Origin of the sequence: Paenibacillus sp. FSL L8-0494 (assembly GCF_038003695.1) — a bacterium.
GTDB lineage: Bacteria > Bacillota > Bacilli > Paenibacillales > Paenibacillaceae > Paenibacillus_AQ > Paenibacillus_AQ odorifer.
The window spans coordinates 3576138-3590330 of the sequence record NZ_JBBOPQ010000001.1 but is presented as its reverse complement, the minus strand read 5'-3'; the positions used below and the strand labels follow the sequence as shown (position 1 = coordinate 3590330).

Here is a 14193-nt window from a genome sequence, read left to right as displayed (position 1 = left end):
AACTCTAATTTAAATCAGTATATCAATTCTAGAATGATCAGTAAAGAATTTTTTGACAACCAATTGAGATATACTCCTTAAAATCTGATAATAACTTTCCCTTTAGGATGACCTTCAGCAACAAAATTCAGTGCTTCGTTAATCTCTTCTATGTGGAATTCTGTTGGGTCCACTGCTGGTACAATCCCATTATCTTCAATAATCTTCGTGATTTTCTTTAATTGTTCGCCATCACTGCGAACAAAAATGAAATGATATTGAATCTTCTTTTTCTTCGCTTTATGATCATACCTAGCCCCGGCGATGGTGAAGAGCTTTTTTTTCCAGCCAGAGAAGCCCAGATCTTCTGCAAAACGTTTGTTAGGACCAGTCCGCAGAGAAAGAAGGCGGCCTCCTGCTTTAATAATTGAAAGCTCATGATCAAATTCGCTTGGTCCCAAGGTATCAATCACATAATCAACATCACCAAGCTGTTCCCAATAGTTCTCAGTCGTATAATCAATATATTGGTCTGCACCAGCGGCCATTGTCCGTTCACGTGCTTCTGGATTTCCACTGATGATGACCTTGAGCCCCATACTTTTGGCGATAGGAATGGCCATTTGGCCAAATGAACCAGAACCTCCAGGGATAAACACGATTTCGCCAGCTTTAGCATCTAATTCTTCATTTAATCCTTGATAGGCTGTCAATCCTGTTAATGGCGCAGCTGCACCAGTCACAAAATTCAAATTAGCGGGTAGGTGCCCGATGGCATTTGCATTAATTGCCGCGTATTCCGCAAAAGCACCGATTTTTTGTAGTGGCAGACGTGAATAAATTGCATCGCCAACTTTGAAGCCTTGCACCTTCTTACCTACTTTTTCAATAACACCCGTCAGCTCGTTACCAAGTACCAATGGGAATTCATAATCCTGAATCAGCTTTACGCTTCCGGTACCAATGAGCAATTCCAAATGATTAACTGCTGCTGCTTTCACCTGGACCAAGACTTCGTTATCACTTATTTCTGGGATTGGAATATCGTTCACTTTTACTATGAACTTTTTTGAATATTTGGTGATCTGTGCTGCTTTCATAATTAATGACCTCCTATGCGTTAAAAAAGTAACATTTATTTATTTTTGTAACTTATACAATAAGCATAAAGCAATAAGTTACAAAAATCAATAATTGTTACTGATTATTTTATATGTTAAAATATTCGCAAGTGTATTAATGATAAAAAGGAATTTATTGAAGAAAGAAGGGTTGGCAGTACTGTGGCTAAAATCACACAAGAGCTCATTATTGAAACAGCTGAGGCATTAATTAAACGCACGGAAAAATCCGAAGTGACACTCTCACAAATTGCGGATGAATTAAGTATCACCCATGCAGCGCTCTATAAGCACTTTAAAAATAAGCAAGAGCTCTGGGCAGCCGTATCTAAGAGCTGGTTCAACCGGATGATTTCAGAACAAATTAAATTAGATATGACTAGTTTAACTAAACCGCAAGAATTGCTTCACGATTGGTTATGGGCATTTGTTAACGCAAAAAAACGGGCTTATAACGAGAATCCCAAGATGTTTGCCTTGAATACTCAATACGTGGATAGCAATCCACTGGTATTACGCGATGTTCTCTGGGATTCCTACCAAATTATTGACGGCTTCATGGACTATCACGATCCCCACTTGGAACGGGCTGAGGCGATTCTCTCTGCGTTTGCAGTATTTAGCCTCCCATCCTTCAAAGAATCCTGGAATTTACCTGACTACCAAGACAGGTTTGAACGCATCTGGAGTTTAATCAAACAGGGTCTATGAATTCAAATCCTCTAGTTTTTTAAAAAATTATTCTTCAATCATAAACATGGTCCAGAAGCTTCTGTCTTCTGAAGTACTGCCGTTGCTCTCCCACTTTTGTCCGGTTCCCCAATTTTCGTAAAACTCGGAATAAAATTATCATTACGAAGTCCTGTTTTGGTGGAATACGCGGAATTCCTGAATTCCTCACTGAGCATGCCAATATGTGCGGGTTACGGACGACTTCTGGAACCTGTGGCTGGTGAATGGCAAATTCAAGTGCGATTATCTTTAAATCTCTCCTAAAAATGGTTTGCTAAAAAAATGTAAAGCCGGTTATTCAGGATCATCCTGAAACCGGCTTTTTATTTAGAACAAATTAAAGGTATAAATTTTTTGCCGAGTCTGTAAATGCAGTCCTCAGTTCTAATCATAAAAATGGCCCCTATAGTTCCCTTTAACTCTAAAAAGTTTAGCTTTTTTCTCGGCTTCTATTCCGCAAGCCTGTAAGTCCAAGCAACCCTAAGAGACCCAACCAGCTCCAATTAGTGCCTCGATTCTCATCCCCGACTGCCTGCGCTCGGTAATTTCCATTCTCGACCGCTGTTGAATTATGATTACCCGTTGCATTAACATTCCTTGCATTCAGGTTATCATTTGTTTGATTAGCCGAGTAATGTGTTTGTATCCCTAGGTTTGCTTCATCTTGGTTCGCAAATGCTGGAATACTTAAAAGTAAACTAAGACATGCAACTGATGCAAAAGTAGCAATCTTCTTCATTTTTTTCCCTCCAGAACAATATTGGGCAGGCAGCACCCATTGCTATTTTCCCCTATTTAATCCTTCCTATCCGAGAATTTTGAGGAATAGCTTTGCTTCTGATTGTTCTTCCCTCCTGTCTTTCCCTCGCTTGGAGTAACAGCGAATAAGGATAGCAGTCACGTTCCGCCCCTACGGCTGCTATATAAAGAAGTGATCGTGCCTCGATTTCTTTTTCAATTCCTTCAAGGGTGCAAACCATAACAATGTACCTAAATAAGCGCCGAGGACAGGGCTTAACATTTTACCAAAGGTGTTGGAAGCAATGACTCCCATTCCATCCCTGCCTCGATGGAGATACACTCGACTCTCTCCAGTGATAACCAACTTCATTGAATGCAAAGGCAATTATACTTGCAAGCGGTCCGTTAGAACGATTACTGATAAGTCCTCTCTAAAATAGTATCTGCCATCGTCCATGGAAGTATCTATCCAATCATCACGATGAAAAACATTTGATTCCTCCACAACTCGTGTTCAATTTTATCGTTCCTTATTTTCACATTTATCCTATTATGAGAAAATTAGTGCTATTTATTCTTAAACTTGCACGGATGTCGAAGCCTCAAATTGACATACCTATTTTATGTGAAAAGCTGCAATTTTCTTGTTGTTGTGGGCATGCTAATGTTTGTTCAAATCCAACAATAAAGGAGACTATTTATGACAGGGATTCTAGGCGGTAACCCCAAAGAAGAACCGATGCATTATGGAGAGATTTTTACGGTTTGGCAAGCCTCAATGGTCGCAAAGGGAGCCCTCTCTTGTTACAGAGCTTATATGTACCACGCGGGCGACAATGACCTGAAAAAAATATTAGGAGCTTTAATTGATCAAGCGGAGCTTGAAATCAGTGAGTGTGATACACTGCTCTCAGAGCAAGGTATTGCATCTGCACCAGTAATGCCAAATCGGCCCGATGCTAAACTTGAAGATATTCCTGTAGGGGCACGTTTCACAGATCCTGAAATTGCAGCCAAACTTGCAGCTGATAATGCTGTTGGACTTGTGGCATGTAGTCAGGCAATGGGACAATCGATCAGAGAAGATATAGGGGCTTTGTTTGCTAAATATCACCTTACCAAAGCAGCCATCGGCCTTAAAATTCTACATTTGACTAAGAAAAAGGGCTGGTTGATTCCTCCACCTCTTCTTGTTAAAAGACCTGAATCCGTGAAGGCGTAATTCTACTCACTCTTTAGTTTCTTATAAAAGAAGGCCCGCGATCTTCCGCGGGCCTTTTTTTGGTTGTCCTACCACTGCCTTTATCAGAATAAGCTATCTATATAAAGGAGGAGGACAACATTAACGTATTTATAGGTTATATGATTATAGGATTATCCCTCTCGGCACCTCTCGGACCCATTAATGCAGCACAGCTGGACAAGGGACTCCGCGGAGGATTTATGCCTGCCTGGATAGTCGGTTTAGGGGCGGTTAGTGCCGATATCATCTACATGCTGCTTGTTTATTTTGGCCTCATTCATCTGCTGGATGCTCCGTTTGTTAAAGTGTTTTTATGGTTGTTCGGATTCTTTGTCCTCGTCTATTCAGGTGTAGACAGCATTAAAAATACAGGTGACATTTCAGCTGACGGGCTGAGGGGCAACGATACCTCACTATCCAAATCTTATCTGTCGGGATTTCTCATGTCCTTGTTCAATCCCCTCTCGATCCTTTTTTGGTTGGGTATTTACGGCTCAATATTAGCCAAGGCGGTCAGCGAGTATCCGATGCAGCAATTATTGATCTATAGCGGAGCAATCGTACTAGGGATTCTTTTCTGGGATGTAACCATGGCTGCCGCCTCCAGTCTCTTTCGTAAATTTCTAACCGTTCGGGTATTGAAGGCGATCTCCGTTCTGTCAGGTCTGTCGCTGATTGGATTTGGTTTTTATTTTGGTGTACAGGCTGCCCGACTTCTCTTTTTTCATTAAACCTTGTTTTTTCGCATCCTGATGCCCTTAATCCGAAATTCAGGACCGCCCGGTAAAGAATGATATTCATGGGTCTGTTCGTCCGCCCCATGCCCCATAACATAACTGTCCTTCTTATTACGGATGTGTTGAACGATCCAATCACTCAAGGCAATCAGCGAAACAATTAGCAGGCTGATGTAGAAGCCTGGACGACTGAGCGCATGAAATAGCGTACCTGCTACAGCAGTAGCGATCAGCACTAAGCCTAGCCAGCGTTTCACCCCGTTTAGAAGACTGGGCTTAAGCAGCTTGCGGGAGGAGAGCAATATAAAGGACCAGTTATAGAGGATCATCAGTCCGGCAGCTGTTGTAATGTATTCGTATACTTTTCCTGGCAACCACAATGACATCATAATGGCACCCCCTAAACCTCCAGCTATTAAACAAAGGGCAAAAAACGGATATTTATCCTTCCATTTCTTCGAAAAAACCTTGGGTGCATCCCCTTCCTGTGAAAGAGTGATCATCATCGAGGTAATGGCATAAAGCGAAGCTGTCATCGTGGAGAACCCAGCTATGATCAACACCCCGTTAAACAAATGCGGTATAAAGGTCAGATGGTCGCTGCTGAGCGCGAGCACAAAAGGACTTTCTTTTGGATTAAAAGCACTAAGCGGCACCATGATTACTGCAAGCCCGATTGAGAGAACGTATACTGTAGCCAGTCCCAGCAACATCACCTTTCCTGCTTTTGGAGCTTCCTCAGGTTTCTTTAGCCTGTAGGACATAATTCCCAGCACCTCAATGCCACCATAGGCATAAAAAGCAAAAATAAAGGCAGACCACAACCCAATACCTCCAGATGGAAACAACGCTTTAAACCCAAGTGGAACTTTCGGTGAGAACTTAGAACCGCCGATCCAACCCGTCAGAAGTACGGCAGCAATAACAAGGAACATTAGTATAGCCGCCACTTTAATGATGGCCAGTATATTTTCAACCCTGTCAAAGCCCTTATTACCAAAAAACACAATCAATAGGCTCACGGCCGCAAAGCTGGCAGCAAATACCCACATCGGTACGGCCGGGAACCAAAAACGCGAGAATATGGACAATGCTGTGAGCTGACTTCCCATAATCAACAGTTCCGAAAACCAATATACCCAGCCGCTCCCGAACCCTGCCCAATTTCCAAATGCTTTTTTTGCATAGGATCGAAATGAACCCTGCTCCGGATCTTCCGCTGTCATCTGAGCCAGTGCATCAAATACGACATATGTTCCAATAGCAGCTAAAATGTAGGCTAGCAGCACTGCTGGCCCTCCCATAGAAATTGCTAGACCTGAGCCAAGAAAGTACCCGGTTCCTATAGTGCCTGCTATGCCTAACAAGCTTAGTTGCCACCATTTCAGTTTATCGTCTTCTTCAGTTTTACTGGAAGGTTGCTTCATGAATTCCGTCCTCATCCTGATTAGAATTTGAGATATCTCTCATCTCTAGAATTCCCTTCAGGCGGGTCCGTTATTTACAGGAATCATAATAAATAAGCTTCCCGACCAGAAAGGCTGACAGGCTTATAGTTATTCATACCGGGTAGTATGCAATAAAGAAGAAAAGACTGGTTAATCAGTATGGCTTTTTTGTGGTAGGAATCGTTGTATCGATTCGTATGTTTACGGAAGTTTCTTGTTCTGTGATCTGTGGAATGGCAATCGTAACTAAATCTAAACCGCAGTATAAATGATATCTTTCCGTATAAATGGTACTATTGGGTATGGACTTACTCTATAGTAAAGGATAATTTACTCATGATTAGAAAAAATCTAACGAATTTTTATACTGGTGAATTTGCTAAGCTATTCGGAATCAAAAAAGATACATTGTTCTACTATGACAAAATAAAGCTATTTCAACCAGCAGGAATAAGCGATAACGGATATCGATATTACACTATACAGCAGCTCGATACCTTTTGGGCTATACAATCACTCCGATCGTTGAACTTTCCTATTAAAGATCTGAAGAGCTATTTCAGTTCACCTTCCTCGGAGAAATTGACCAAGCTTGCTGAAGAACAACTCATAAAGGTGGAAGAAGAAATTAAAAAGCTACAAGAAATTTATTGGTTCCTTTCGAAGTTGACATCCATATCAGAAGAATTAATAAATACCACACTAGGTGAAGTTACAATCGTTGAATTACCGGAGGAACACGTGATATATAGTGCCCCGAATCCACGTACCGGTGATACCTCTAACGAAGAATGGAATTACGATTATGAAGTTTTTTTAGAGCAAACAGGAATGAAAGGTCCAGCTTTCATTGGTTCTGTGACTAGCAAAGAGGATATCTTGCATGGTCGGTTTAACCGAGTTGAACGTTTGTTTGTTCACACTGAAACTCCGAATGCCGAATTAAAATCCGCAGGTCTTTATGCCATTCTTTATCATAAAGGCAGCTATGAGAGCATAACGGAAGTTTATCCGTTCCTGTTAAATGAAATTAGGGATAGAGGGTTTCATGTATCCGGTAATGCTTATGAAGAATATTTGGTCAATGCATTGTCAACCAATAGAGAAGAAGACTTTGTCACGAAAATCAGTCTTGCTATAAAGTAGAAAATTTAATTTATAGCTTAGCGTCGTGTGACGAGTTGCTGCAACTCGGTAGCCCAGAGCTCTTGCGGATTCGGTTGAGCCACGATGTAGAACTCGCGGTATACTTCCTGAGGCCGATACCCCTCTCTACTAATCCAACGTCGGAGATTATTCCAGGTGGCAGCAGTGCTTTCTGAGCCACGGTGGACCGTCGTTACAGCCGCTTCAACACCAGAGAGTACTACGACCTCGAATCCGTCTCCGGAGACAACCTCTGGTCCGACAGGAAATGCGGCAGTTACAATTAACCCGTTACCGTCCACGTCTTCCTCAAAGGTGGCTAGCGATACCGCACCAACAATCACACCTGCCTGGGTAAGGCTGAGGTAGAGCTGATTAAACATTGGACCAATGATAGGGTTGATGTGATTAAAGCTCTTCGCTTTTGCCATGATGCGGGCGACGCGCAGAGCCGGCAGCGATTTGATCTCTGGTTTGTGTGCAGCGAACTTAGGTTTTTCTTCAGACACTGCTGATCCTTCAACACTTTTTTCTTCTGTGTCTTCTTCTATATAATTATTCATGAGGTACTGCGTTGCCGCTAAGGCATGGGTGCGAACCAGATGCAGCAAATCCTTGATCGATACCGACTCATTGGCCGCGCTGCAATTGCTTCCGTCCGGACCATACCAGAAAGCAGGCGTACCACGATAACGCCAGTACCGACAATCGGAAATTGCAACATCAGGAACCAGCACCGGTTTTTTCCACCCCAAATCTTCTACCGTCTCCTGCAAGATCCTAGCCATCTCACTGTCTGGATCCGATACATCCGCCGAATCGACGCCTTCCAATTTGATTTCTGCTTCGGGATAGCGAGCAACAATATCTCTGGCTTTCGAGAAAATCGTATACGGATCAGCTCCGACTGGAAGAACAACGGATACCGAGAATATACAATCAGGTGAAATGACACTAGGTGAATTGCCACCCTCGATCGTACCAACATTAACCGTGATTAATGGCAGAATCTCAGCCGCACCTTCTCCTCTGGACTCGTTGTACTGTTCACGCCGCTGCGGATTAGAGAGTATATCCGTAATCGAGGAGGGAACGTCTACCTCGATACCTTCCAACTCGTCAAGGTCGAGGATGATATCGGTGGCGATACGGATCGAGCTTTTGCTTTCGTTAGGATACCCGGATATAGCTCCCCGTGTCGCCACTCGTACAGAAAACTGCATGTAACCCTTCGAGGAGAACGAAATCGCATCCGTTCCAGAGGGTTCGGCGCTGAGGACGCAGTCGGCTTCCATTTCGCTTTCGATCTGCTCGAACATAAAGCCGGTGCCCCGTCCATATCCAGTCTCTTCATCGGAGACGATGGTAAGCGATAGTTTGCCCTTCAGTTGATCGCGTAATTGTGATAGATACGTGTAGGCGAAAAGCATCGCCGTTACGCCTGCCTTCATATCTGACGTCCCGCGTCCCCATACCCGACCGTTCACAATCTTTCCGCTCCATGGATCGTCAGTCCACCCGGGTTCATCTCCAGCAGGCAGTACATCGAGATGTCCGTTGAACATCAGATGCCTACCCTCGCTTGGCATTTGCACCACAGAAATGATATTTGGCATGGTATCTTTGGCGTTGACTTGCCTGTACGGAAGTCCTTCGATGTCGAGGTAACTCTGAACCATCGCCATTGCCTCACGCGTATCACCTGGAGGGCTAGGGGTTTCATATTTAACTAGACTTGAGAAGAACTGAACAATCTTCTCCTCATCACGTTCGACCCAATTCATTATTATCTCGCTAATTTGTTTTAACTGATTCTTTTGCTTCAATTGTTGATCCATATCCTTGTCTCCTTTGAGTGATTGATGATTTGCAGGCTTACATAGGTCATCTGTCCTGACAAAGGGTATCATAAGGTATGGAGTTACTCCATAGTAAAGAGGGGGTTTTTCTTTTGTTTTGGAATATCTGAGTAACTCCTAAATCCAAACCGTATCCAGCAGCTCGTCCACTGCTTGAATTCTGGTCACAGATGGTGTTTGTATTAAATTCCCTCTGACCATAACCATAGCTACATCAGACAAAGCTTTTATGTTCTCCAATGGGTTTTGCTCCATCATGATTAAATCCGCATATTTGCCCACATCTATAGAACCTGTCAGGTGATCGATTCCCAAAATATCTGCATTTGATTTGGTTACTAGTTCAATAACCTCACTTGCGTTCAGCTTTGTTTGTCGCATGAAATGATCAAGCTCACGCCAAAGATCATAGTGGGTTACATAGGACATAGCAGCGTCCGTTCCCACACCGATTTTGATATCATGTTCTATAGCCTGCTGTAGCCCTGTTAACATAGAGTCATACACAAGCCGGGCATTTTCCTTAATGGTTGTATTCAACTTTGTCAGGATCGGATCTAATTTCGCACTGGGATAAGCTGCTTGTAAAGTAGGAATCACAGCGGTGTAGCCCTTTAAGGCTCTGGGATTATTTTTGTACAGCCTGATCATATCCTCATCCATCTCCGCGCCGTGTTCAATAGTATCCACTCCACCCTTTAACGCAACTCTTACACCTTCGGTACTTTCTGCATGTGCCGCCACACGCATCCCAATTTTGTGAGCTTCCTCGCAAATGGCAGCCACCTCTTCTTCCGTCATTTGCAAGCGGCCTGCTTCTCCGATCCTTTTGGCATCGGTGACCCCGCCAGTTACACATATTTTGATTAGGTCCACTCCGTTTTTTACATTGATTCTTACATTTCTTCTCCCTTCCCATGGTGAATCACCGACCAAAGCCAAATAAGGTGCACCGTGGCCATCCGTTACGCTCAGGAAATACCCAGATACCAAAAGATTAGGTCCAATAGATTGATTTGCCTTAATCTCATCCCTCAACTGAACATCAGTATAAAAAAATTCACCTACGCTACGCATCGTTGTTACTCCGGAATGCAGTGCGGTTAGGGCATTTTTTTTCATCCGTCTCTTCAACATGTTTCTGCCCAGTCTCGTATCCAAAATATGATGAAACGCAAAATTCAGCAGCCCTTCACTGGCAGACAGCGTAAACGGCTTACCATCGGCAAAAAGATGGACATGCGCGTTGATGAGACCGGGCATCACATATTTCCCCGAACAATCGATCGTTTGGAAATGGGTGGGGACAGTTACAGCGCTTGCTTTCCCGATCTCCTGAATCAAGCCGTTTTCATCAATCAAAATCGTCATATGGGAATCAGTCCCTTTTTTCGCATCTCCATAAATAACATTACAGTCCATAAACGCATAACCTGTCTTCATCGTAAGTTCCCCCGTTTCTTGATTACACCGCCCAAAAATGAATAAGTAATTCATTATTGGATTAAAAAAATAGGGACCCTCGTAGATGCTAAATGTGCATATCCACTTGGTTGTCCCTCATTGCTGCGTTGCGCCCCAGTTCTACCCCACACCTAAATTCGGCGCATTGATGTTATTCGTTTAAGCTTTTTAGTCCATGCAGCCAGTATAAGCTTAATGCCTCAAAAATCCTTCTCCGGCTATCGGCGCTCATCTCGTGCTTTAATAAATCCAGAATCATATTGATGACATTGTTCGCGATGATCTTCAGCAGAATCATATTTTCTTCGGTTCCGATTTCGTATCTTTTATAATGATCTTTTATAAAGGGTCTTTTAGTTTCGATCATCAGATCGATCAGCTCGTTTTTGGCATTGCTATATACGGTCCCTTTATTCTTTTCAAAAATAATGACAATCTGCCTGCTGTACTGGGTTAATATATTTATTTGCTCTTGAACGATAGCTGATTTTTTCTCATTATTAACATCATAAAAAAAAGTCTGGTTATCGATACGAATATTTTCCACTAGCACATTCTTCAAATAGTCCACTAAAGACGGCGGAACAACCGAATAGAACAACTCTTTTTTATTTTTAAAATAAGTATAAATATTGCCAACAGAAATTTGAATTTCATCGGCAATATCATTCATTTTGGCATCAGAGAAGCCTTTTCGGAAAAATACCTTTAAAGCGGCGGATTCAATTTCCTGTTTTACTTCTTCTTTTTTAGACTGCATATTGCCCCTCACCTTTAATAATGAATTAATAATTCACTATTAAAAATAATTCAAAAGATTCGATTTGTCAAACTACATTCGTGATTCAACCATTACAATATTTCGATATAGCCTTCTGTACCATGCACACGAATTCGTTGCCCATCTTTTATCAATTTGGTAGCATTCTCCACTCCGACAACTGCTGGTAAGCCATATTCACGCGCAATAACTGCCCCATGGGTCATTAGTCCACCAACTTCAGTAACTAGACCTTTTACAGATACAAACAATGGAGTCCAGCTAGGGTCAGTAAATAAGGTAACTAATATATCACCATCTTCTAGATCAGCATCCTCCATGTTTAAGATGACACGCGCTCGTCCCTCTATAACACCGGAAGAAACCGCTAGACCTACAATAGCTTCTGTTGGGAGGTTTTCTCGGTTGTACTTACCCGCAATAATTTCACCATCAGACGTGAGAACACGTGGTGGAGTTAGTTTTTCATATAATTTGTACTCTTCTTTTCGTTTGCTGATGATCTGGTAATCCAGTTTGCATCTACTTACGACTTCGCGAAGTTCTTCAAACGTTAAATAGTATATATCTTCTTTTTCAGGAATAACTCCTGCTTGTACGAGTTGTTCGGCTTCTTTTAATAAAGCTTGCTTATAAACGAAGTAGCGATTAACCATACCGTATTTGGGGTATTCCCTAAACCCGCTGAAATTCCGGATGAGATCAATCATTCGTTTTGTTTCTTTAGCTTTTTGTTCACCATCGGGTAATTGCTTCAATCGATCTAATAGCTCTTGTTCTTTTTTCAAAGCTTCCTGTCGACCTTGCTCAAATTTCCGATGGCCAGCATTAGGTTCAAAGTTTTTGATATTACTAAGAATCATGGGGACAAGTGTAGTTGGTTTTTCGCTCCAACGAGTTCTTGTAAGATCGATTTCTCCGGTACATCGCATTCCGTATTTACTGAGATAGTCATAGAAAGCCTCTTGGGTTTCCTGCCCACCCTCAAAACTAACCAGTTCATCTAAGAAATTATCGTCTTTAACCTGCTGTAAATAATCAATGACTTCCGGATAAGGTCGAATCACATCAGCGAGATTGAGTAACGCCAGACCCATTTCCGAAGTAATATTGCCCTGTACAGATTGAGAAAGCGTATCTGCTACGTTTTTTTCACCTAACCATTCGTTTATTTTTTCATTGATCCATGCTGAAGCATCCATAGCCGCCATAATCACACGCATACTTTGTGGGTTGAATAGAATCTTCTTTAATTGCTGCATATCTTCCAGAATAAAATCAAACAACTCCGCCCCTGATTTGGTTTGAATGTTTTGTTGCAACTCTTCTATTGATGCTTGGTTGCTCTTAATGAGGTCAGAAACGATTGTCGGATCATTTTCGAGTTGTACTTGAGAATCACTAGGTGGCAGGCTTGTATTGCTTTTACTCGGAGTAGAAGCTTTTTCATTATCTGCCGAAAATTTTATAAAATCTTCTCGCTCTACGAGGGTTATGAGTGCGTCTTTTATGAGGGGATCAGATTTACCTAAGGCTTCTATGATCATTTCTCTGCTGCCAGGTGAAGCAAGACTTGATGTGACATCAACAAACAATCTTCCGCCAGCTGTACGCATAGGTGCAGGAGTCGTTAACAGGTAAAAAGCCAATCCCATCGGTTTCATGGGATCTGTCATCATTTGTTGATGACCAACAGATACATAAACGTGGTTTTCTTGATCATTCGCTTCAGGGATGGGGAATAAAGTCGTGATTGGCCGACTCTGGACGATATAAAATGTATCCTCGTCCAAACACCATTCGATATCTTGTGGGCAACCAAAATAGGCTTCAATCTGTCTGCCTATCCTTGCTATTTTTAAAATTTGTTGTTCAGTAAGTGTTTGAGTCTTTTGCTGTTCGAGGTCGATCTGCCGGGTCTCTGTTCCGCCTTCTTTTAGTCCGTAGATAGCCAATTTTTTGGTTGCTATTCTCTTATCGACAATTTTCTCTTGCTGTACTTTATAACAATCGGCAGATACCAAGCCAGAGACCAGTGCTTCGCCAAGTCCAAAACTAGCATCGATGGATAGCAGTTTCCGGTTAGAAGTAATCGGATCAGCGGTAAATAAAATCCCTGAAGCCTGTGGAAAAACCATCCTTTGAACGATAACGGATAAATAAACTTGACTGTGGTCAAATCCATTTTGCATACGGTAGATTACGGCACGATCCGTAAATAGAGAAGCCCAACATTTGCTGATATGCTGAAGGATTGCTTCTATGCCGATGATATTTAAATAGGTATCTTGTTGACCTGCAAAAGAGGCATGTGGTAAATCTTCAGCGGTGGCACTAGAACGCACTGCATAAGCATGTTCATCACCAAGCTGGGTGAGATAGTGAGAAACTGCCTTCACAACATCGGAAGGAATTTCTGCTTCCATAATGATTTGCCGAATCTTCCTACTGATTTCACCGATTTGATCCCGATCTTCTACTTTTAGCATAGTTAGTTGATCCAACAAAGCATGATACGTTTGGTTCTGTTCGAGGGCTTGGTGATATCCTACTGTTGTAATACAGAATCCTTCTGGTACTTGTATTCCTTCTATTTTTGATAATCTCCCTAAATTTAACCCTTTTCCGCCAACGAGCAAAAGCTGTGTATTGTCCACTTCCTGAAAACCGAGAACTAAAGAACGCATTTATTATCGCTCCTAACTATTAAATTGAGAAAAAAATTGACAAGAATTTAACGGCATGATAATATAAATATATAAGATGCAATTATTATGCCTAACCTTTGAATATCAGTCGTGAGTTGATTATATCATCGTGTCTTTTCATATGCAATATATAAGAATCTGATGAGATAAATCAGGTTCTTTTTTTTGATTTCAGCTATCATTAGTGTTAAAGCAAATAAACCGCAGCCCCTCAAGTGGCCTACGGTTTATTTG

11 protein-coding genes are annotated in these 14193 nt (G+C 42.1%); 4 read left to right on the top strand and 7 right to left on the bottom strand.

The features are described from left to right. Positions 1-77: 77 nt before the first annotated feature. Positions 78-1079: an NADP-dependent oxidoreductase gene (locus tag NYE35_RS16360; protein WP_076274528.1), complete on the bottom strand. Its 1002-nt coding sequence runs from the start codon at positions 1077-1079 to the stop codon at positions 78-80. A 183-nt stretch (positions 1080-1262) separates the two neighbouring features. On the opposite strand from NYE35_RS16360, the gene NYE35_RS16355 reads away from it, so the two are divergent. Next, on the top strand, positions 1263-1811 hold the full coding sequence (locus NYE35_RS16355; RefSeq protein ID WP_038571236.1) for a TetR/AcrR family transcriptional regulator: 549 nt from the start codon (positions 1263-1265) through the stop codon (positions 1809-1811). 451 nt (positions 1812-2262) lie between these two features. Here NYE35_RS16355 and NYE35_RS16350 read toward each other — a convergent pair whose 3' ends face one another. Then, positions 2263-2571 (bottom strand): WGxxGxxG family protein, encoded by a 309-nt coding sequence (locus NYE35_RS16350; protein WP_038571232.1) that lies wholly within the window; start codon positions 2569-2571, stop codon positions 2263-2265. Between the two features lie 702 nt (positions 2572-3273). Between NYE35_RS16350 and NYE35_RS16345 the strand changes: the two genes are divergently transcribed. Continuing rightward, positions 3274-3795: a DUF3231 family protein gene (locus tag NYE35_RS16345; RefSeq protein WP_036677170.1), complete on the top strand. Its 522-nt coding sequence runs from the start codon at positions 3274-3276 to the stop codon at positions 3793-3795. 119 nt (positions 3796-3914) lie between these two features. Next, positions 3915-4547, top strand: a complete 633-nt coding sequence (locus tag NYE35_RS16340) for a LysE family transporter (RefSeq protein WP_038571226.1) — start codon at positions 3915-3917, stop codon at positions 4545-4547. On the opposite strand, the gene NYE35_RS16335 is transcribed toward NYE35_RS16340, so the two are convergent. Then, positions 4544-5980: an amino acid permease gene (locus tag NYE35_RS16335; RefSeq protein ID WP_076223656.1), complete on the bottom strand. Its 1437-nt coding sequence runs from the start codon at positions 5978-5980 to the stop codon at positions 4544-4546. The genes NYE35_RS16340 and NYE35_RS16335 overlap by 4 nt on opposite strands. A gap of 357 nt (positions 5981-6337) precedes the next feature. Here NYE35_RS16335 and NYE35_RS16330 point away from each other — a divergent pair, with 357 nt between their 5' ends. Next, positions 6338-7147 carry a MerR family transcriptional regulator gene (locus tag NYE35_RS16330; protein WP_076099179.1) on the top strand — a complete coding sequence of 270 codons (810 nt, stop codon included), beginning with the start codon at positions 6338-6340 and terminating at the stop codon, positions 7145-7147. 17 nt (positions 7148-7164) lie between these two features. On the opposite strand, the gene NYE35_RS16325 is transcribed toward NYE35_RS16330, so the two are convergent. The 4 genes from NYE35_RS16325 to ppsA form a co-directional block, all read right to left on the bottom strand. Next, positions 7165-8931 carry a M20/M25/M40 family metallo-hydrolase gene (locus tag NYE35_RS16325; protein ID WP_341121660.1) on the bottom strand — a complete coding sequence of 589 codons (1767 nt, stop codon included), beginning with the start codon at positions 8929-8931 and terminating at the stop codon, positions 7165-7167. Positions 8932-9123: 192 nt separating this feature from the next. After that, positions 9124-10449 carry an amidohydrolase family protein gene (locus NYE35_RS16320; protein WP_076105761.1) on the bottom strand — a complete coding sequence of 442 codons (1326 nt, stop codon included), beginning with the start codon at positions 10447-10449 and terminating at the stop codon, positions 9124-9126. 172 nt (positions 10450-10621) lie between these two features. Continuing rightward, positions 10622-11230, bottom strand: a complete 609-nt coding sequence (locus NYE35_RS16315) for a TetR/AcrR family transcriptional regulator (protein WP_341121659.1) — start codon at positions 11228-11230, stop codon at positions 10622-10624. 92 nt (positions 11231-11322) lie between these two features. After that, complete coding sequence (gene ppsA / locus NYE35_RS16310) at positions 11323-13938, bottom strand: phosphoenolpyruvate synthase (protein ID WP_341121657.1); 2616 nt, start codon at positions 13936-13938, stop codon at positions 11323-11325. Between the last annotated feature and the right edge of the window lie 255 nt (positions 13939-14193).